The sequence below is a fragment of the Streptomyces sp. NPDC094034 genome (genome assembly GCF_040303865.1).
Classification (GTDB): Bacteria; Actinomycetota; Actinomycetes; order Streptomycetales; family Streptomycetaceae; genus Streptomyces.
The window spans coordinates 273,067-293,459 of record NZ_JBEOUD010000001.1; the positions used below are offsets into that span (position 1 = coordinate 273,067).

Annotated in this window: 18 protein-coding genes; 3 read left to right on the forward strand and 15 right to left on the reverse strand. The window is 70.9% G+C overall.

Annotated features, from left to right (window positions below; translation table 11 throughout):
* Positions 1–177: 177 nt before the first annotated feature.
* The 11 genes from ABTZ59_RS01230 to hrcA form a co-directional block, all read right to left on the reverse strand.
* Positions 178–537, reverse strand: coding sequence for an MmcQ/YjbR family DNA-binding protein (locus ABTZ59_RS01230; protein WP_351387770.1), 360 nt, complete (start codon positions 535–537; stop codon positions 178–180).
* Positions 534–1,823 (reverse strand): hemolysin family protein, encoded by a 1,290-nt coding sequence (locus tag ABTZ59_RS01235; protein ID WP_351387775.1) that lies wholly within the window; start codon positions 1,821–1,823, stop codon positions 534–536. Before ABTZ59_RS01235 ends, ABTZ59_RS01230 begins: the two co-directional genes overlap by 4 nt.
* The gene (gene ybeY, locus ABTZ59_RS01240; protein ID WP_249949301.1) at positions 1,820–2,317 is read right to left on the reverse strand and encodes an rRNA maturation RNase YbeY; all 498 of its coding nucleotides are present in this window, start codon (positions 2,315–2,317) and stop codon (positions 1,820–1,822) included. The genes ABTZ59_RS01235 and ybeY overlap by 4 nt, the downstream gene beginning before the upstream one ends.
* Positions 2,318–2,331: 14 nt before the next feature.
* The gene (locus tag ABTZ59_RS01245) at positions 2,332–4,431 is read right to left on the reverse strand and encodes a PhoH family protein (protein WP_351387789.1); all 2,100 of its coding nucleotides are present in this window, start codon (positions 4,429–4,431) and stop codon (positions 2,332–2,334) included.
* A 188-nt stretch (positions 4,432–4,619) separates the two neighbouring features.
* On the reverse strand, positions 4,620–5,819 hold the full coding sequence (locus tag ABTZ59_RS01250) for a carbohydrate kinase family protein (protein ID WP_351387792.1): 1,200 nt from the start codon (positions 5,817–5,819) through the stop codon (positions 4,620–4,622).
* 11 nt (positions 5,820–5,830) lie between these two features.
* Positions 5,831–6,739, reverse strand: coding sequence for a ribonuclease Z (locus ABTZ59_RS01255; RefSeq protein ID WP_351387795.1), 909 nt, complete (start codon positions 6,737–6,739; stop codon positions 5,831–5,833).
* 5 nt (positions 6,740–6,744) lie between these two features.
* Entirely contained in the window at positions 6,745–7,104 is a 360-nt protein-coding gene (locus ABTZ59_RS01260) for a histidine triad nucleotide-binding protein (protein ID WP_249949305.1), read from the reverse strand.
* Positions 7,105–7,203: 99 nt separating this feature from the next.
* Positions 7,204–7,974, reverse strand: coding sequence for a 16S rRNA (uracil(1498)-N(3))-methyltransferase (locus ABTZ59_RS01265; protein WP_351387799.1), 771 nt, complete (start codon positions 7,972–7,974; stop codon positions 7,204–7,206).
* A complete protein-coding gene (locus tag ABTZ59_RS01270; RefSeq protein WP_351387801.1) occupies positions 7,971–9,050 on the reverse strand; it encodes a nitronate monooxygenase in 1,080 nt (359 codons plus the stop codon). Before ABTZ59_RS01270 ends, ABTZ59_RS01265 begins: the two co-directional genes overlap by 4 nt.
* A 161-nt stretch (positions 9,051–9,211) precedes the next feature.
* Positions 9,212–10,348 (reverse strand): molecular chaperone DnaJ, encoded by a 1,137-nt coding sequence (dnaJ, locus tag ABTZ59_RS01275; protein ID WP_249949308.1) that lies wholly within the window; start codon positions 10,346–10,348, stop codon positions 9,212–9,214.
* The gene (gene hrcA / locus ABTZ59_RS01280; protein WP_249949309.1) at positions 10,349–11,365 is read right to left on the reverse strand and encodes a heat-inducible transcriptional repressor HrcA; all 1,017 of its coding nucleotides are present in this window, start codon (positions 11,363–11,365) and stop codon (positions 10,349–10,351) included.
* A gap of 172 nt (positions 11,366–11,537) precedes the next feature.
* Here hrcA and ABTZ59_RS01285 point away from each other — a divergent pair, with 172 nt between their 5' ends.
* The gene (locus tag ABTZ59_RS01285) at positions 11,538–12,260 is read left to right on the forward strand and encodes an MBL fold metallo-hydrolase (RefSeq protein WP_351387806.1); all 723 of its coding nucleotides are present in this window, start codon (positions 11,538–11,540) and stop codon (positions 12,258–12,260) included.
* A 34-nt stretch (positions 12,261–12,294) separates the two neighbouring features.
* Positions 12,295–13,119 (forward strand): DUF3097 domain-containing protein, encoded by an 825-nt coding sequence (locus ABTZ59_RS01290; RefSeq protein ID WP_351387809.1) that lies wholly within the window; start codon positions 12,295–12,297, stop codon positions 13,117–13,119.
* On the opposite strand, the gene ABTZ59_RS01295 is transcribed toward ABTZ59_RS01290, so the two are convergent.
* From ABTZ59_RS01295 to ABTZ59_RS01305, 3 genes are all read right to left on the reverse strand, one after another.
* Positions 13,097–13,684, reverse strand: coding sequence for a Uma2 family endonuclease (locus tag ABTZ59_RS01295; RefSeq protein ID WP_351387812.1), 588 nt, complete (start codon positions 13,682–13,684; stop codon positions 13,097–13,099). The two genes, ABTZ59_RS01290 and ABTZ59_RS01295, sit on opposite strands and share 23 nt — an antisense overlap.
* Before the next feature lie 101 nt (positions 13,685–13,785).
* Complete coding sequence (hemW, locus tag ABTZ59_RS01300) at positions 13,786–15,018, reverse strand: radical SAM family heme chaperone HemW (RefSeq protein ID WP_351387818.1); 1,233 nt, start codon at positions 15,016–15,018, stop codon at positions 13,786–13,788.
* A gap of 66 nt (positions 15,019–15,084) precedes the next feature.
* Complete coding sequence (locus ABTZ59_RS01305) at positions 15,085–17,223, reverse strand: SpoIIE family protein phosphatase (RefSeq protein WP_351387822.1); 2,139 nt, start codon at positions 17,221–17,223, stop codon at positions 15,085–15,087.
* 323 nt (positions 17,224–17,546) lie between these two features.
* Here ABTZ59_RS01305 and ABTZ59_RS01310 point away from each other — a divergent pair, with 323 nt between their 5' ends.
* On the forward strand, positions 17,547–18,131 hold the full coding sequence (locus tag ABTZ59_RS01310) for a response regulator (protein WP_351387828.1): 585 nt from the start codon (positions 17,547–17,549) through the stop codon (positions 18,129–18,131).
* Between the two features lie 119 nt (positions 18,132–18,250).
* Here ABTZ59_RS01310 and ABTZ59_RS01315 read toward each other — a convergent pair whose 3' ends face one another.
* Positions 18,251–20,140 carry an AMP-dependent synthetase/ligase gene (locus ABTZ59_RS01315; protein WP_351387832.1) on the reverse strand — a complete coding sequence of 630 codons (1,890 nt, stop codon included), beginning with the start codon at positions 20,138–20,140 and terminating at the stop codon, positions 18,251–18,253.
* Positions 20,141–20,393 lie beyond the last annotated feature (253 nt).

Consider the following 20,393-nt stretch of genomic DNA (forward strand, 5'->3'; position numbering starts at 1 on the left):
GCCGGTGCGGGGCGCGCTCTACGCTTCGGGGAATGGGGCGCCTGTCCCGCTGGGCGTCGTGGGCGTGGCCTTCGATGATCCGCGCATCCACTGGGTCCGGGCCGGACAACTGATCATGCGGCTGCGCGAGTTCACCGTCGTCGGGCCCTGAGCCGCCCCCGGGCCGGGACCCGTCGTTCAGGGTCTGTCCAGTCTCAGGCGTTCCTGTTTCGGGAGGCCCGCCACCACCAGGTCGTACGAGTCCTCGATCAGCTCCCGCACCATCCGGGCCGGCAGTGGGCCGACCGTGACCGTGTTCCAGTGGCGCTTGTTGAGGTGCCAGCCCGGGACGATTTCCGGGTGGGTCTCGCGGAGGCGGATCGCTTCCTCCGGGTCGCACTTGAGGGAGACCTTCAGCGGACGGTCCTCCAGGGAGCAGATCGCGAAGATCTTCGTGGCGACCCGGAAGACCGTGATACCCGGGTTGCGCGGGAACGGGACGTCCGAGGACGTTCCGTTCAGTGCCAGGCAGCACGCCGTCAGCTGCGCCGGGGTCACGGGGTCTGGGCTTCCTTCCGCAGCGGTTCGGCGAGGACCGTGACGATCTTGTTGCGGCGGCCGGCCGGGGATTCGGCCGTGAGCCGGAGCCTGCGGCCGTCCGGCAGGTCGACGCTGGCCGTGGCGCCGGCGATCGGGACGCGGCCCAGGGCCTTCGCCAGCAGGCCGCCGACGGTCTCCACGTCCTCGTCGTCGTACTCGTCGAGCCCGAACAGCTCCCCGAGGTCACCGATGTCCAGCCGGGCCGTGACGCGGTACGCGCCGTCGCCCAGCTCCACGACCGGGGGCAGTTCGCGGTCGTACTCGTCGGTGATCTCGCCGACGATCTCCTCCAGGATGTCCTCGATCGTGACGATGCCGGCCGTGCCGCCGTACTCGTCGATGACGACCGCGACATGGCTGCGCTCCTGCTGCATCTCGCGCAGCAGATCGCCCGCGTTCTTCGTGTCGGGCACGAAGGCCGCGGGGCGCATCGCCGTGGAGACCAGATCGGCTTCGGCGTCCCGGTTGATATGGGTCTTCCTGACCAGGTCCTTGAGGTAGACGATGCCGACGATGTCGTCCTCGTTCTCCCCCGTCACCGGGATACGGGAGAAGCCGGAGCGCAGCGCCAGCGTGAGCGCCTGGCGGATCGTCTTGTACCGCTCGATGCAGACCAGGTCCGTACGCGGGACCATCACCTCCCGTACGAGGGTGTCGCCCAGTTCGAAGACGGAGTGCACCATGCGGCGCTCGTCGTCCTCGATGAGGGACTCCGACTCGGCGAGGTCGACCATCGCCCGCAGCTCGGCCTCGCTGGCGAACGGGCCCTTGCGGAAACCCTTGCCGGGGGTGAGCGCGTTGCCCAGGAGGATCAGCAGCTGGGGGATCGGGCCCATGATCCTGGCGAGCGGCAGCAGGACATACGCCGAGGCCGTCGCCGTGTTCAGCGGATGCTGGCGGCCGATCGTACGGGGCGAGACACCCACCGCGACATACGAGACGAGCACCATCACACCGATGGCGACGACCAGCGCCGCCCAGGTCTCCTCGAACTCTTCCAGACAGACGTAGGTGACGAGCACCCCGGCCGCCATCTCGCAGGCGACCCGTACCAGCAGGGCCACATTCAGATAGCGCGTCGGATCGGCGGCGACCTGTGCCAGCCTGGCCGCGCCCCGGCGCCCCGAGCGGACCGCCTCGGCCGCCCGGAAGCTGGAGACCCTGGCGAGGCCCGCCTCGGCGGAGGCCGCGAGCCAGGCCACGACGACCAGGGCGACCGCTCCGACGATCAGTTGCGCGGTCATGAGACGGTCGGCGCGGGCGACGGACCCGTGAGCCCCTGTTCCGACCGCCAGCCGTCGACGATGGCCGCCTGGAGGCCGAACATCTCGGCCCGCTCGTCCGGCACCTCATGGTCGTAGCCGAGAAGATGCAGCACACCGTGGACGGTGAGCAGTTGGAGCTCCTCGTCCATGGTGTGCTGCGTCGGGGCCTCCTCGCCCTGCTTCTTCGCCACCTCGGGGCAGAGCACGATGTCCCCGAGGAGTCCCTGCGGCGGCTCCTCGTCGTCCTTGACCGGCGGACGCAGCTCGTCCATCGGGAAGGACATGACATCCGTGGGGCCCGGCAGATCCATCCACTGGATGTGCAGTTGTTCCATGGCGGCCTCGTCCACCACGATCACCGACAGTTCGGAGAGCGGGTGGATACGCATCCTCGTGAGCGCGTAGCGGGCGACGTCGAGGATCGCCTGCTCGTCGACCTCGGTGCCTGACTCGTTGTTGACGTCGATCGACATGGTGCGCTGTGGCTCTACTTCCCGTTGTCGCTGTCGTACTGTTCGTACGCGTCGACGATACGGCCGACGAGCTTGTGCCGTACGACATCCTGGGATGTGAGCCGGGAGAAGTGAATGTCGTCGACCCCGTCCAGGATGTCCTGGACCTGGCGCAGGCCGCTCTTCGTGCCGCCCGGCAGGTCGACCTGGGTGATGTCACCGGTGATGACGATCTTCGAATCGAAGCCGAGCCGGGTCAGGAACATCTTCATCTGCTCGGTGCTGGTGTTCTGCGCCTCGTCGAGGATGATGAACGCGTCATTGAGCGTGTTGTGCGTCAGCAGATAGTCCTCGGTGACATAGAGCGAGTCGGCTGCCGCAACCTGGATGCACACCGATTCCTCGCGGCCCGCCGGTTCGATGCTGTCGATGTGGCGCATGGGCCGCCCACCGCCACCGGCGGCTCGGTACTTCTCCCTCTTGCGCGCCAGCCGGAAGGGTTCGACATCTCCGGGAAGTCGGATATCGATGGTATGTGCGTCATAGCGGTGGACGACGTCCCGGCCCCCGGCTTTCCCTGGTGTCCGGCCTTCGGCCGACCGGCGGCGGCTGTAGGCGACACCGCCCAGCGACTGGACCAGTGCGATGACATCGTCGCGAAGCAGGATTGATGTCGTCGTGTACTGGATCCGGGAGGTGCGACCGATCTGGGTCACCGGCCCACCATCGGCGTCCAGCAGCCCTTGAAGCAGCGCGAGACGGACCTCTGCCGAGTTGTACAGATAGTCGTCCGGTACGAACTTCGAGTGCGACTTCGTACCGAGCAGGTCCAGGGCGCGGAGAGCTCCCGTGACAGGGTTTTCCAGGGTGACGACGTCACCCTGCACCTTCACTCGGTTGAGAACATAGTCCACCCCGCCCTTCCACCGCGCTCGGACGCCCGGAAGCGCGCCCTCCAGAGCGGAGGCGAGTTCGGGATCGTTCGTGGCGAAGGAGGGCGTGGTGCGGCCCGTCAGGCAGCCGTCTCCCAGCAGCAGGCCGAGAGCATAGGCGTCCATGGGGACCTCGCGCTCCGGGAAGCACACCGGCGCTGTCAACATCGGCAGTTCGTATCGACGGGCTTGTGCGGCCCGCAGATTGCCGACCATCTCCTTGGTCTCAAGGACTCGCCACGGCTTGTCGCGACGTCGGTCGGATGCCGTGCGGACCGTCCACAGATGTTCGTCGCAGCACAGCGTCGAGGAACCGTCCTGCGCGGTGACGCGGTAGATGTCCTTCTCACCCTGCGGGTACACGCCGAGAACGGGGGTCGGCTCTCCGTCCGACCCGATGACCAGATCACCCACCTGGAGATCACCGATGGGCCGCCAGCCGTCCGGGGTCAGCACCTTGGTGAAGACTGGCTGCGCGCGCCCGCGCATATACGCCAGCGGCGCCACCTCGATCGTGCCCGCCGCCATCAGACGCGGGATCGAGTCGGGGTCGAGCATGTCGTGCAGCGCGTCGTAGAGCGGCCGCAGATACGGGTCGATCTTCTCGTAGAGCGTGCCGGGCAGGAAGCCGAGCCGCTCGCCCGCCTCGACGGCGGGCCTGGTCAGGATGATCCGCGTGACCTGCTTCGACTGGAGGGCCTGGACCGCCTTGGCCATGGCGAGATAGGTCTTGCCCGTACCGGCGGGTCCGATGCCGAAGACGATCGTGTGCTTGTCGATCGCGTCGACATACCGCTTCTGGTTGAGGGTCTTGGGGCGGATCGTCCGGCCGCGGCTGGACAGGATGTTCTGGGTGAGCACCTCGGCGGGCGTCTCGGGACCGTCCGCTCCGCCGTTCTCGCTTGCCCTGAGCATGGCGATCGAGCGTTCCACTGCGTCCTCCGTCATCGGCTGACCGGTGCGGAGCACCAGCATCATTTCGTCGAACAGGCGCTGGACCATCGCGACATCCGCCGCGCTGCCGGTCGCGCTGATCTCGTTTCCCCGGACATGGATGTCTGCGGCCGGGAACGCCTTCTCGATCGCACGAAGGAGGGTGTCTCCGGAGCCCAGGACCGTCACCATGGGGTGCTTGGCGGGGACGGTCCACTGGGCACGTGCCTGCCCCGATGCGGGGGTCTTGACTGTGGGTGTCTGAGTCATGGGCCGGCACTGTGGCCTGCGCATACCTCCCGTTGCAGGGTTCTCGCTGCTCGACAACCTCTGGGCTACCAGCGTACGACCCCGCACTGACACAGCCCTAGGGCTTTTCGATGTGCCGTCGGCAAACCCCTGGGGCGGCGCCGGCGACGGGCGGCGGCGGGCGGCGCCACCGGCGGGCGCCGCCCGGCTCAGGCCGAGCGACCGAAGCCGATGGTCGGTACGGCCCTGCGCAGCGGCCACGGCCTGCTCGGCGCGGGCAGCAGCTCCTCCAGGAAGGCGTAGCGCCGCAGCGCCGCCGGGTCCTGGTCCGGGGAGGTGCGTACGTACTGCCACCAGGTCGCGACCTCCGACCAGCCGGGCGCGGAGAGCGAGCCGCCGAACTCCTGGACCGAGAGCGCGGCGGTCAGCCCCGCGAAGGCCAGCCGGTCCGCGAGCGGCCAGTCGGCGAGTGTGCCGGTGACGAATCCGGCCACGAAGACATCGCCCGCGCCCGTCGGATCAAGGGCCTCCACAGCGATCGCCGGGACCTCGGCGGTCTCGCCGGTGGCGCCGTCCACCGCGTACGCGCCGTCCCCGCCGAGTGTGACGACGGCCAGCGGCACGCGCTCGGCGAGCACGCGCGCGGCGGCTCTCGGGCAGTCGGTACGGGTGTAGCGCATGGCCTCCTCGGCGTTGGGCAGGAACGCCTCGCAGTGCTCCAGATCGGCCAGCCCCGCCAGATCCCAGCGGCCGGTCTCGTCCCAGCCGACATCGGCGAAGATGCGCGCTCCGCGGCGGGCGGCGCGGGCGATCCACTCGTCGCGGCGGCCGGGGGTGAGGGCGGCGACGGCGGCGCGGGCGCGCGGCGGGCACTCGGGCACGGCCCCTTCGGGCGGCGGGGCCTCGTGGCCGTGCGAGACCATCGTGCGCTCGTCCTCGTACGCCATGGAGACGGTGACCGGCGAGTGCCAGCCGGGGACCGTCCGTGACCGGGACAGGTCGATGCCCTCGCCCTGCTCCAGCGCGTCCCAGCAGTACTCGCCGTAGTGGTCGTCGCCGAAGGCCGCCGCGAGTGAGGTGTGCAGGCCGAGGCGGGCCAGGGCGGTGGCCATATTGGCGATCCCGCCGGGGCTCGACCCCATGCCACGCGCCCAGGACTCCGTGCCGCGTACGGGCGCGCTGTCCAGCCCGGTGAAGATGATGTCGAGGAAGACCGTGCCCGTCAGATACACATCGCAGTCGGGATCGTCCGGGGCGCGCAGTCCGCGCAGCGGGTCGACATGGGCGGAGTGTTCCTGCGGGTCTCCGTTGGATGTGATCACGGCGGGCTCCCGGTCGCGTGCGGATCCGGACAGTCTGCCCGATCTGCCGGGCACGGGCGTGCCGTCCCGGTGGCGTGGGGTGGGCATCGACGCTCCTGTCAGCGGGAACGCTTGGGCAGCGGTACCCGTACGAGGTCGGCCGCGACCGTCAGTTCGCCCTCGAAGCCCGCCGCGCGGGCCTGCCGCTCGAACTCGTCCGGGTCGTCGTAGCGCTGTGAGAAGTGGGTGAGCACCAGATGCCCCACACCCGCGTCCCGCGCGGCCCGCGCCGCCTGGCCGGCGGTGAGATGGCCGTGGTCGGTGGCCAGCCGCTCGTCCCCGTCGAGGAACGTCGACTCGATGACCAGCAGATCGCACCCTTCGGCCAGCGCGTGCACCCCGTCGCAGAGCCGGGTGTCCATGACGAAGGCGAAGCGCTGTCCCCGGCGCGTCTCGCTGACCTCCTCCAGCATGACGCCGTTGAGCACGCCCTCGCGCTGGAGGCGGCCGACGTCCGGTCCCGCGATGCCGTGCGCGGCCAGCCGGGCCGGATCCATCCGGCGCCCGTCGGGCTCGGTGAGGCGGTAGCCGTACGACTCGACGGGGTGGGAGAGCTTGTGCGCCTCCAGGGTGTATGCGGGGGTGCGCGCGAGCACGCCGTCGCCGGTGACCGGCGCCTCGGTCAGCTCGACGGACTCGCGGTAGGCCGTGGCGTACCGCAGCCGTTCGAAGAAGCGCTGCCCGCTCGCCGGGTAGTGCGCGGTGATCTCGTGCGGTACCTGATCGAGATTGACGCGCTGGATGACCCCGGCCAGCCCGAGCGAGTGATCGCCGTGGAAGTGCGTGACACAGATGCGGTTGATGTCGTGCGCGGCGACCCCGGCGCGCAGCATCTGGCGCTGGGTGCCCTCTCCCGGGTCGAAGAGCAGGCCCTCGCCGTCCCAGCGGAGCAGATAGCCGTTGTGATTGCGATGGCGGGTGGGCACCTGGCTCGCGGTGCCCAGCACGACCAATTCCCGTACGGACAAGACGCCTACCCGGGGGGCCAGTTGAAGCCGCGTCCGCCCAGGACATGGGCGTGCGCGTGGAAGACGGTCTGGCCCGCGCCGGCGCCGGTGTTGAAGACGATCCGGTAGCCGCTGCCGTCGGTCCCGTCGTCGACGGCGACCGCGGCGGCCTCGCGCAGCACATCGGCGGCGATCGTGGGCTCGGCCGCGGCGAGGGTGCCCGCGTCCGGGTAGTGCACCCGCGGGATGACCAGGACATGGGTCGGCGCCTGCGGGTTGATGTCACGGAAGGCGAGGGTGGTCTCGGTCTCGCGGACGACGGTGGCCGGCACATCCCCCGAGACGATCTTGCAGAACAGGCAGTCCGCCTGCGGTTCTCCCGCCATGGTCCGGGCCTCCTCGGCACCATTGGTGATCAGTTGAGTACGCCGCATGCTATCCGGTGGGGTCGGGCGCGGCGGTCCCGGCCGATGGTCCGACGCCCGTCAGGACCAGCGGCCGGTGCGGCCGAGCAGGAGCGCCGTGGCCGCCGTCCCCGCGGTGGAGGTGCGCAGTACGCTGCGGCCGAGCCGGTACGGCCGCGCGCCCGCCGCCGCGAAAGCCGTCAACTCCTGCGGGGACACGCCCCCTTCTGGCCCCACGACCAGCACGATCCGGCCCTCCGCGGGCAGCGGCGCGGTGGCCAGCGGCTCGCAGGGGACACCTCCCGGGCCCGTGGGCCCAGGAGCGGCCTCCTCGTGCAGTACGGCGGCGAAGTCCGCCTCCGCGAGCAGCGCCGCGACCTGCTTGGCCGACCGCGCGTCCATGACCTCGGGGAAGCGGAGCCTGCGGGACTGCTTGCCCGCCTCGCGGGCCGTGGCCCGCCACTTGGCGAGCGCCTTGGCGCCCCGCTCGCCCTTCCACTGTGTGATGCAGCGCGCGGCCTGCCACGGCACGATGGCGTCGACACCGGTCTCGGTCATCGTCTCGACGGCCAGTTCCCCGCGGTCGCCCTTGGGCAGCGCCTGGACGACGGTGATCCGGGGCGTGGGCTCGGGTTCGGTCCGTACCTCGGTGACGGCGACGTCCAGCCGGTCCTTGCCCTCGACGGCCGCGACCGTCCCGTACGCGCCGGTGCCCTCGCCGTCCGTCAGGACGATCTCCTCGCCGACGCGCAGCCGCCGTACGGAGACGGCGTGCCGCCCCTCGGGGCCGTCCAGGGTGACCGTACCGACCCGCAGTCCTTCGCCCCCGACGACGAAGACAGGGGCGGTCACGAGGCGTTGCCCAGACCCGGCATCAACGAGGCGCGGGTCGCTTCGAGTTCACCGTTCAACACCTCGACCAGCCGTCCGGCCGGCAGCGCGCGGGCCATGCGGTGGCCCTGGCCCGCCCAGAGCGCCATGCCCTGCGCGTCGCCCACCTTGGCGGCGGCCTTGCGCAGTCCTGAGGTGAGGTGGTGGATCTCGGGGTAGGCGGGCGGGGCGTACCGGCCGTGCTCGCGCATGAAGCGGTTCACGAGGCCGCGCGCGGGGCGCCCGGAGAACGCCCGGGTCAGCTCGGTTCTGACGAACAGCGGATTGGTCATGGCCTGCTTGTGGAGCGCGTTCGCCCCGGACTCCGGGCACACCAGGAACGCCGTTCCCAGCTGCGCCGCGTCCGCGCCCGCCGCGAGCACCGCCGCGATCTGACCCCCGCGCATCAGTCCGCCCGCGGCGATGATCGGGAGCTCCACGGTCTCCCTGACCTGGGTCACCAGCGAGAGCAGCCCGATCCCGGTGCCGTCGGTGGCCGGGTCGTCGCGGTGCGTGCCCTGGTGACCGCCGGCCTCGATGCCCTGGACGCAGAGGGCGTCGGCGCCGGACCACTGAGCGGTCTGGGCCTCCTCGGGGGTGGTCACCGTGACCACGGTGTACGTGCCGGCCTGGGCGAACGCGTCGAGCGTCGTCCTGGTCGGGCAGCCGAAGGTGAACGACACGACGGGCACCGGGTCGTCGAGCAGTATCGCCAGCTTCGCCTCGTAGCCGTCGTCCCGTCCGGCGTCGGGGTCGCCGAGCGGGGTCTCGTACCAGGTCGCCTCGCCGGCGAGCTGGTTGCGGTAGACCTCCACCGCCGCGCGGTCGGCGTAGCGCGGCTGCGGCATGAACAGGTTGATCCCGAAGGGCCGGCCGGTCAGCCCGCGCAACTGTTTGACCTCCTCGTACATGCCGTCCGCCGTTTTGTACCCGGCGGCGAGGAACCCGAGACCGCCGGCCTCGGAGACGGCCGCGGCCAGTTGCGGGCAGGAGGCGCCGCCCGCCATGGGGGCCTGCACGATCGGATACCGGCAGAGATCGGTCAGTGCGGAGGACATGCAGGCATCGTGTCATGCCTTGTATGACAGCTCCGAATCGGTGCCACCTCCGGCATGTGACAGAGGAAAGCGCGGCGCGGACACCACGCCCCGAGGCGCTCCAGGGGACAACGCCGGTGGCCCGGGGAGCACTCCCCGGGCCACCGGCGAAACCCGTTGTCCTAACGGCCGTTGAAGGCGTCCTTGAGCCGCGAGAACAGCCCCTGCTGCCCCGGCTGGAACTGGCCCGTGGGTCGTTCCTCGCCGCGCATCTTCGCCAGCTCCCGCAGCAGCCGTTCCTGCTCCGGGTCCAGCTTCGACGGGGTCATCACCTCGACATGGACGATCAGATCGCCCCGGCCGCCGCCCCGCAGATGCGTGATACCGCGGCCGTGCAGCGGAATCGACTGGCCCGACTGCGTACCGGGCCGGACGTCGATCTCCTCCAGGCCGTCCAGCGTCTCCAGCGGGCACTTCGTGCCGAGCGCCGCCGCGGTCATCGGGATCGTGACCGTGCAGTGCAGATCGTCACCGCGCCGCTGGAACACCGCGTGCGGCAGCTCGTGGATCTCGACATACAGGTCACCGGCGGGGCCGCCACCGGGGCCGACCTCGCCCTCGCCCGCGAGCTGGATGCGTGTGCCGTTGTCGACCCCGGCCGGGATCTTGACGGTGAGCGTACGGCGCGACCGGATCCGGCCGTCGCCCGCGCACTCGGGGCACGGCGTCGGCACGACCGTACCGAAGCCCTGGCACTGCGGACACGGCCGCGAGGTCATGACCTGGCCCAGGAAGGACCGGGTGACCTGCGAGACCTCACCGCGGCCCCGGCACATGTCACAGGTCTGCGCCGAGGTCCCCGGCGCCGCGCCCTCGCCCGAACAGGTCGTACAGACCACGGCCGTGTCGACCTGGATGTCCTTGGTCGTGCCGAAGGCCGACTCGTTGAGATCGATCTCCAGCCGGATCATCGCGTCCTGGCCGCGCCGCGTCCGCGAGCGCGGCCCGCGCTGCGACGCCGTACCGAAGAACGCGTCCATGATGTCGGAGAAGTTGCCGAAGCCACCGGCTCCGAACCCGCCCGCGCCCCCGCCGCCGCTCTGCGAGAGGGGGTCACCGCCGAGGTCGTAGACCTGCTTCTTCTGCGGGTCCGACAACACCTCGTAGGCGGCGTTGATCTCCTTGAAGCGCTCTTGCGTCTTGGGATCGGGATTGACATCCGGATGCAGCTCGCGCGCGAGTCTGCGGAATGCCTTCTTGATCTCGTCCTGAGATGCGTCGCGGCGTACGCCGAGTACGGCGTAGTAGTCCGTGGCCACTTACGACTCCGCCAGGATCTGTCCGACGTAACGTGCCACTGCGCGTACCGCTCCCATCGTTCCGGGGTAGTCCATGCGGGTCGGTCCGACCACGCCGAGTTTGGCGACTGCCTCGTCGCCAGAACCGTAGCCGACCGCGACGACGGACGTGGAGTTGAGCCCCTCATGGGCGTTCTCGTGCCCGATCCGTACGGTCATGCCGGGGTCCTTGGCCTCGCCGAGCAGCTTGAGAAGCACCACATGCTCCTCCAGCGCCTCAAGCACCGGCCGGATGGTCAACGGGAAATCGTGTCCGAAGCGGGTGATGTTGGCGGTACCGCCGATCATCAGCCGCTCCTCGGTCTCCTCAACCAGGGTTTCGAGCAGGGTCGCGAGCACCGTCGTGACGGTCCCCCGGTCCTCCTGCTCGAAGGAATCCGGCAGGTCCTGCACCAGCTGCGGGACATCCGCGAAGCGGCGCCCGACCACCCGGCTGTTGAGCCGGGCCCTCAGGTCCGCGAGCGAGGTCTCGCCGAACGGCGCGGGACAGTCGATCATGCGCTGCTCGACCCGTCCGGTGTCCGTGATCAGGACGAGCATCAGCCGCGCGGGCGCCAGCGCCAGCAACTCCACGTGCCGCACCGTCGAGCGGGTCAGCGAGGGGTACTGGACGACGGCGACCTGCCGGGTGAGCTGCGCCAGCAGCCGTACCGTACGACCCACGACATCGTCGAGATCCACGGCTCCGTCCAGGAAGTTCTGGATGGCGCGGCGCTCCGGCGAGGACAGGGGTTTGACCCCCGCCAGCTTGTCGACGAAGAGCCGGTATCCCTTGTCCGTCGGGATACGGCCCGCGCTGGTGTGCGGCTGGGCGATGAAGCCCTCGTCCTCCAGCACCGCCATGTCGTTGCGTACGGTCGCCGGGGAGACACCGAGCTTGTGCCGCTCGGTGAGCGCCTTGGAGCCGACGGGCTCTTCCGTCCCGACATAGTCCTGGACGATTGCGCGCAGCACCTCCAGCCTGCGTTCGCTGAGCATCGCACACCTCCAGCTCTCGTCCGTCGTTCCGGCCTTGGCACTCGCTCTGGAGGAGTGCCAGCACTCCCCCAGCCAGTGTACGGCCGTGGGGTACACCGCTAGCAAGAGCAGCCGACCACGCTACCCCGGGCTCGTGCCGGCCGGTGCCGATAGCGTCCCGTAGCGTCCCGGTATGAACGTCGCCTGGGAAGAATCCGGATGGGAGCCGCTGGCTCCGGGAGTGGGGCGGCTGCGGCTGCCGGGGTGGGACGCGACGACGGGACTGGCCGTGGGCGCCGACGCGGCGCTGCTCTACGACACGGGCTCCACGCTCCGCGAGGGCGCCGCGATCCGGGCACACACACGGACCCTGCTCGGCGGCCGTCGCGTGACCCATATCGCGCTGAGCCACCCGCACTTCGACCATGTACTGGGGACGGCCGCGTTCGCGGAGGCGGAGGTGTACGGGGCCGCGGGCATGGCGGAACTGCTCACCGGGGACACCGCGGGCCTGTACGAGGACGCCGTACGCCACGGGGTCGCCGCGGGGGAGGCAGCCGAGGCGGTGGACCTCCTGGTGGCGCCCCGGCACCCGGTGTCCGGGGAGGTGACGCTGAACCTGGGCGGCCTCCGGGTCGTGCTCGCGAACGCGGGGCCCGGTCATACCGCGCACGATCTCGCGATGCTGGTGCCCGGCTCCCCCGCGGTCGTCTTCTGTGGCGATCTGGTGGAGGAGTCCGGCGAGCCGCAGGCGGGCCCCGACGCGGTCCCGGCGCGCTGGCCGGCGGCCCTGGACCGGCTGCTGGCGCTGGGCGGCGAGGACGCGCTGTATGTGCCGGGGCACGGGGCGGTGGTGGACGCGGCGTTCGTACGGGCGCAGCGGGACGCGCTGGCCGCGCGGGCGGGGGCGTCGTAGCCGCCGCGCCGCGCCGCGGCCTATCGTCGTGCGCATGCGCAGCTACAGCCCTGATCTGACGCCCCCGTGGAAGAAGTCCACGCCCGCGCCCGAGGTCCCCGCCGAGCCGGATCTGGTGGTCGAGGAGGTGTCAACGGGCTTCTGCGGCGCGGTGATCCGCTGCGAGAAGACCGCCGAGGGTCCGACGGTCACGCTGGAGGACCGCTTCGGCAAGCACCGGGTCTTCCCGCTGCTGCCCGCCGGATTCCTCCTGGAGGGCCGTCCGGTGACCCTGGTCCGCCCGGCGACGGCGGACCCCTCCCGACCGTCCCGCACCGCCTCCGGCTCGGTCGCCGTCCCCGGGGTCCGCGCGCGCGTGGCGAGGGCGGGCCGCATCTATGTGGAGGGCCGGCACGACGCGGAGCTGGTCGAGAAGGTGTGGGGCGACGATCTGCGCGTCGAGGGCGTGGTCGTGGAATACCTGGGCGGCATCGACGATCTCCCGGCCATCGTCGGCGAGTTCGCGCCGGCCCCGGACGCGCGGCTGGGCGTCCTGGTCGACCATCTGGTACCGGGCTCGAAGGAGTCCCGCATCGCGTCCGCGGTGACGGGCGCGGACGTCCTGGTGGTGGGCCACCCCTACATCGACGTCTGGCAGGCGGTGAAGCCGTCGTCGGTGGGGATCGCGGCATGGCCGACGGTGCCGAGGGGCGAGGACTGGAAGACGGGGGTGTGCCGCGCGCTGGGCTGGCCGGAGAACACCGGGGCGGCGTGGCAGCACGTGCTGTCGCGTGTGCGCTCCTACCGGGACCTGGAACCCGCGCTGCTGGGGAGGGTGGAGGAACTGATCGACTTCGTCACGGTCGGCGGTACCGTCTGACGGGAGGAAGGCTCTCGAAGTCGGAGGTGTCGAGCTCGACTCCAAGCACTGCCAGGGGTACGGGGTCGCCGAACTTGCTGGTCCGCTCCGTGCGATAGTCGGCGCGCTCTCCGCTGCCGGCCGGTTCGGTGAGCAGCACACAGCGCTGCTCCATCGGGTCGATGATCAGATAAGCGGGCACATTGCCCGCTGCGTAGATCGAACGCTTAACGCCGTAGTCCCGATCGCCGCTGGTCTTGGAGACCACCTCAAGCACCAGGGTGACGTCCGGGGCCGGAATCAGCCGCCCCGACCCAAGTCTGGCGGCCCGCTCAAGGACCACCAGATCGGGCTGCGGCTCACTTTCCTCACCAGGGATGGCGATGTCCTGCGTCTGAAGACGGCTCCAGTGCTTGCGCGGGATCTGGTCCTGCACAGATTCCACGATCGCGTTATGGACCCGGTCGGGCCCCGCCATCATCACAATGTCCCCCCTGAGGAGTTCCGCCTTGAACCTCTCCGGAACCTCAAGGCTCTCGAAGAACTTGGCGGTGTCGGTGATCGGTCGCTCATCCACAGCGGTCATCTCCGTGAACCTCCACATTCCGCCGCTTCTGTCAGCGGCAGACTAGGAATCAGCGTAAGCAGACTCGCCCCGAATCCGCTCGGATTCACACCGGCGAGTGATCAATCCACCAGGTCCCTGACCACCGCGTCCGCCAGCAGCCGCCCCCGCAGCGTCAGCACCGCGCGCCCCCCGTCGTACGCCTCCCGCCGCAGCAGCCCGTCGGCCACCGCCCGCCGGGCCGCCGCCAGGCCGTCCGGCCGCAGCAACGACAGCTCGCAGCCGTCGGAGAGCCGCAGCTCCAGCAGGACGCGCTCCACCCGGCGGTCCTCCGCCGTCAGGATCTCCCGTCCCGCGCCCGGCGACCGTCCCGACGCCAGCGCCGCCGCGTACGCGCCCGGGTGCTTCACGTTCCACCAGCGCACGCCCCCCACGTGGCTGTGCGCGCCCGGACCCGCGCCCCACCAGTCCGCGCCGCGCCAGTACAGCTCGTTGTGCAGACAGCGGGCCGCCTCCGAGGTCGCCCAGTTGGACACCTCGTACCAGGAGAAGCCCGCCGCCGTCAGCACCTCGTCCGCGATCAGATACCGGTCCGCGTGCTCGTCGTCGTCCGTCATCGGGACCTCGCCGCGCCTGATGCGCCGGGCCAGCTGGGTGCCCTCCTCCACGATCAGCGCGTACGCGGAGACATGGTCGGGCCCGGCCCCCACCGCCGCCGCGAGCGATTCGCGCCAGTCGTCGTCGCTCTCCCCCGGCGTCCCGTAGATCAGATCGAGGTTCACATGCTCGAAGCCCGCCGCACGGGCCTCCGCGACGCACGCCTCGGGCCGCCCGGGGGTGTGCGTACGGTCCAGGACCTTCAGCACGTGCTGCTTCGCGCTCTGCATCCCGAAGGAGATCCGGTTGAAACCGCCCTCCCGCAGGGCCGCCAGATAGGCCGGATCCACGGATTCCGGATTCGCCTCCGTGGTGATCTCGGCGTCGTCCGCGAGCCCGAACTCGTCGCGGATCACCCCGAGCATCCGGACCAGATCGGCCGCGGCGAGCAGTGTCGGCGTACCGCCGCCGACGAACACCGTACGGACCTGCCTCGGGTCGTCGCCCAGCACCTTCCTGGCCAGCCGGACCTCGTCGGCGAGGGTGTCCGCGTAGTTGTCGCGGGAGGCCAGGACACCGCCCGAGCCGCGCAGCTCGGTCGCCGTGTACGTGTTGAAGTCGCAGTAGCCGCAGCGGCTCGCGCAGTACGGAACGTGCAGGTAGAAGCCGAGGGGCCGGTCCGCCGCGCCCGCGAGGGCGTGCGGGGGCAGCGCGCCGGTCTCGGGCATGGGGTCACCGTCGGGCAGTGCGGAAGGCATGCCCCCAGTGTCCCGTACGTGACGGGTGGACCGGGCCCCGCGCCGGTCCACCCGTCCACGCGGGGCTCAGGTCGCCTGGAGCACCAGCAGCGCCACGTCGTCCTCCGGGGGCGTCTCGTCGAAGTCGTGGACGACCTGTCGTATCCGCTCCGCGACGCCCTGCGCCGTCAGCCCCACACACCCCGCCAGGGCCCGCGCGAGACCGTCGCCGTCGTCGAGCATCCGCCGGCCGGAGCGGCGCTCGGTGACGCCGTCGGTGACACAGAGCAGCGTGTCGCCGGGCTCCAGGTCGAAGGTGCTGCTCTCGTACGCGACCTTCTCGACGACCCCGAGCAGCAGCTGCGGCTCCGCCGCCGGGCGCACCGTCCCGTCCGGCCGCAGAAGCAGCGGCAGTGGATGGCCGGCGCTGGCGAGGGTGCACCGTACGGCGCCGCCCGCGCCCGGCAGCGGCATCAGCTCGCCGTACAGCAGGGACAGGAAGCGGGCCTGGCCGCCCTCGGAGGGTGACGGTGACGACGACGGGGGCATCGACGCGGCGGACGCCACAGACGTCGTCGCGGCCGCGACGGACGCGGCGGACGCGGCCGACGCGGCGACCATCAGGGACGCGGACTCGGCAGCCTCCGTCGCGTCGTCCAGGAGCAGCCGGTTCAACCGGTCGAGGACCGCGCCGACCCGGTAGCCCTCGCGGGCGAGCAGCCGCAGCCAGGGGCGGGCCAGGCCGGTGACGACAGCGGCCTCGGGACCGCTGCCCTGGACATCGCCGAGCATGAAGCACCAGCGGTCGCCCGGCGGGCACGGGAAGACGTCGTAGAAGTCGCCGCCCGCCAGACCGTCGTCGCTCGGCTCGTACACGAGTGAGCTCGCGATGCCCGGAATGCGCGCCACCTGGCTGGGCAGCAGTCCGCGTTGCAGGACCCGGCTGATGGTGACCTGACGGGTGTAGCGGCGGGCCGCGCCGATCGCGAGGCCGACGCGGCGCGCGAAGTCCTCGATGAGCGCGGTCACCTCGTCGGGGACCGGGCCCTGGCCCGGTCTGCCGAGCAGCAGCGTGCCGAGCGCGCGCCCGTTCGCGACCAGTCGGCAGGCGAGCGCCGCACCGGCCTCGGAGTCGAACCCAGGTCCGGCCTCGGAGTCGGAAGCCGAGCCGGAGTCGGCCCCCGCCCCCGCAGCCGCACCGGCACCGGCACCGGCACATGGTCCGGACCCCGCCCCGGATCCCTCGCCCGGCCAGGGCACCCGCACCGGGCCGCCCCTCGGTGAGACCGGGGGCCGCGGCGGTTCCTTCTCCAGGATCCGGCGCAGCGGCTCGATCCTCGCCTCGTCCGCGTGCCACACCCGCGCCAGCCGGGGCACCGCGCCCTGCTGCCCGCCCTCGCCGTCCAGCCAGACCGCGCACCACTCCGCGAGCCGTGGCACCAGCAGCTGTCCGGCGAGCGCCGCGACCAGATCCTCGTCCAGCTGCCCGGCGAGCAGTTCGGACGCCTCGGCGAGGAACGAGAGAGCGCCCCGCCCCGTCCACTCGGGGTCGTCGCGCGCCGTACGGCGCGTGGCCGGCGCGAGGATCTCGGCGGCGCGCAGCCCGCGCCGCAGGGCGGGCTCGGTCCCCGGATCCTGTCCCGGATCCCGGCCTTCGAGCGGGAGACGGGCCCAGACGGTCTTGAGCCCGGAGCGATAGGTGATACCCCAGCGTTCGGCGAGCGCGGCGACCAGTTGCAGCCCGCGCCCGTACTCCGGTGTACCTGCCGGTCCCTGCCCCGCCGCGTCGCTCTGGATGGCGCGGGCGGGGTGGTGGTCGGAGACTTCGAGGACCACGGCCGCGGGCTCCCCGTCCTCCCCCGACGGGGTCCCTGACGTGTCCTCGCCGGGGTCTTCGAGCCGGCACAGCAGCTCGACGGTGGTGCCCGCGTGCACGACCGCGTTGGTGACGAGTTCGTCGACGATCAGCACCGCGTCGTCCGCGAGCAGATCGGTGCTGTGTTCCCCCGGGGAACAGCCCTCGTCCCCCTGGCAGAAGGTACAGGTGGTGAGCAGCCCGAGACTGGTCCAGTCCGCCAGCGCGGCGCGGGTGAAGCGGCGCGCGGCGGACGGCGCGAGCGGGTTGCCCGGCAGGCTGGTACGTGATGTCGACCGCGTGTCCCTCCGTAACGGCACCTGGGGTGCCGGGAGATGAAGGGTCTCGCGCGGGATCGGAATGCGCCCCACTGCGGCTCCTGATCCGGTTCTGGCGTTGTGCCGCTTACGATCCCGACAGAGTGACAGACGGAGCCCGCTCATACGCGCCGAGTCATGGAAGTGGACAAGATTTGACCATGAACCGGAAGCACACCGGCCGGATGCGGGTGATAGGGCGGCGGGCGCGCGGCGCTACGGCGGCGGGGGCGCGACGGTACGGTGGCGGGGCCGCGGCGATACGGCGATACGGCGGCGACACGGGGCCCAAACCGCCGGAAGGACGTGCCAAAACGCGTCGCACAGAGCATCCTTGCCTCCCTGGCCTGAACACGGGGCCGGACAAGGGGAGCGGGATGAGCAGGACAACAGCCACCACGGACCGGGCGAGCATCCTTCTCGTCGATGACCTGGAGGACAATCTCGACGCATTGGAAGCGGTCCTCGCCTCGCTGAACGAGCCGCTCGTACGGGCCCGTTCGGGCGAGGAGGCGGTGCGGGCGCTGCTGCGGGAGCCGTTCGCGCTGATTCTGCTGGATGTCCGGATGCCGGGGATGGACGGCTTCGAGACCGCCTACCGGATCAAGCGGCTCGACGGCGCCAAGGACATCCCGATCATCTTCCTGAACGGTCCGGAGTCCGACAGCGGTTATGCCTTCCGTGGCTACGCCACGGGCGCGGCGGACTTCCTGACCAAGCCCTTCGACCCGTGGATGCTCCGGGCCAAGGTCAGCGTCTTCCTCGATCTGCACCGCAAGAACCGCCAGTTGGAACGGCTGCTGTCGCGGGAGCAGGAGCATCTGGGAGAGATCACGGAGCGGCTGGCCTCGATCGAGGACGAGTTGCGGGCGGGCGCCTCCGGGGGCCTCGACTCGGTGGGAAAGCAGCTGGCCCGAATAGAGGAGACGCTGGAGGAACTGCGGCGCGGCCGGGACCAGTAGCGCGAGCGGCGAAGCCACCAGCCGGGGCCTGGGCCCGCCGGCCGGGGCGCCCGGACCCACCGGCCGGGCCCGGGCCGGGGCCTGGCCTATGGACCCCGGCCCCGGCCCGACGGCTGCCCTCAGGACTCCCGGGCGCCCTCGTACATCTCCTCGATCAGATCCTTGTACGTCCGCTCCACCACCGGCCTCTTGAGCTTGAGGCTGGGCGTCAGCTCGCCGTGCTCGATGTCCAGATCGCGCGGCAGCAGCCGGAACTTCTTGATGGTCTGCCAGCGCTGGAGTCCCCCGTTGAGCCGCTGCACATAGCCCGCGATCAGCCGTTCGGTCGCCGGGGACGCGACCACCTCGGCGTATGTCCTGCCCGCCAGGCCGTTCTCGGCGGCCCAGCCGAGGATGGTCGGCTCGTCGAGCGCGATCAGCGCCGTACAGAAGTTACGGTCCGCGCCGTGCACCAGGATGTTGGAGACGAACGGGCACACCGCCTTGAACTGCCCCTCCACCTCGGCCGGGGCGATGTACTTGCCGCCCGACGTCTTGATGAGGTCCTTCTTGCGGTCGGTGATCCGCAGATAGCCGTCGGGGGACAGCTCGCCGATGTCGCCGGTGTGCAACCATCCGTCGGGCTCCAGTACCTCCGTCGTCATCTCCGGCAGCCCGTGATATCCGGCCATGATCCCCGGGCCGCGCAGCAGGATCTCCCCGTCGTCCGCGATCCGTACCTCGGTGCCGGGCAGCGGCTTGCCGACCGTGCCGGTGCGGTACGCCTCCCCCGGGTTGACGAAGCTGGCGGCGCTGGACTCGGTCAGTCCGTAGCCCTCCAGGATGTGGATCCCGGCCCCGGAGAAGAAGTAGCCGATGTCGGGCGCGAGCGCGGCGGAGCCGGAGACCGCGGCGCGCAGCCGGCCGCCGAACGCCTCGCGCAGCTTGGCGTAGACGAGCGCGTCGGCGGCCTTGTGCTTGGCGCCGAGGGCGAACGGTACGGAGGCCGTGCCCGTGCGCCGGAAGTTGTCCTGGGAGACCTTGGCGTATTCGCGGGCGACCCCCGCCGCCCACTGGAAGATCTTGTACTTGGCGGCGCCGCCGGCCCGCGCCCTGGCCGCGACCCCGTTGTAGACCTTCTCGAAGATCCGCGGCACGGCCGCCATATAGGTCGGCTGGACCACCGGCAGATTCTCGATGATCTTGTCGACGCGCCCGTCCACCGCGGTGACATGCCCGACCTCGATCTGTCCCGAGGTCAGCACCTTGCCGAAGACATGGGCGAGCGGCAGCCACAGGTACTGGACGTCGTCCTTGGTGATCAGTCCCGTGCCGGCGGTGGCCTTGGCCATGTACGACCAGTTGTCATGGGGCAGCCGTACGCCCTTGGGCCGGCCGGTGGTGCCCGAGGTGTAGATCAAGGTGGCGAGCTGAGTGGCGGTGATGGCCGCGACCCGTTCCTTGACCGCTTCCGGACGCGTGAGCAGATACTCCGTGCCGCGCGCCTCCAGATCCGCCAGCGAGAGCACCCAGCCCTCCGGGTCACCCTCGGCGGGGAGCGCGTCGGCGGCGTCGATCACGACGACATGGCGGAGATGCGGCAGCTCCGCCCGGCGTTCGCGCGCCTTGGCGAGCTGGGCGGCGTCCTCGGCGATCAGGACCCGGCTCTCGGAGTCGGCGAGGATGTACGCGGACTCCTCGGTGTTGGTCGAGGGGTAGACCGTGGTGGTCGCGGCGCCCGCGCACATCACCCCGAGGTCGGCGAGGATCCACTCGACGCGGGTGGACGAGGCGAGCGCGACGCGCTCCTCGGGCCGTACGCCCAGCGCGATCAGTCCGGCGGCGATCGCGTACACCCGCTCGGCCGCCTCGCGCCAGCTCAGGGAGCGCCATTCGTCGGGGCCCTGGCCGACGGGCGCGGGGACGGGGAAGCGGTAGGCCTCCGCGTCCGGCGTGGCGCTCACGCGCTCAATGAAGAGGGCCGCCACGGAAGGCGGCCGGTTCTCGATCAAGTTCTGTGTGTCGCTCACGACATCCTCCGAGCCCGCGGCAGCGCTGCGTGACTGACCTGATTATGTGACTGACAAGTAACTAACCGACGAGTAACTAGGATCATCGATCAGACTAGATGCCACCCGCCCCGGTACGTAAGGGGCAGCGACACGCCGCTTCATATCGAACCGCCCCAGGGGGCACGGAGTACGCGAACGGGCCCCTGCGCCACGGCGCGGGACCCGTCCAGTCCGCGAATCACGCTCTGCTACTTCTCCGCGCTACGTCGCC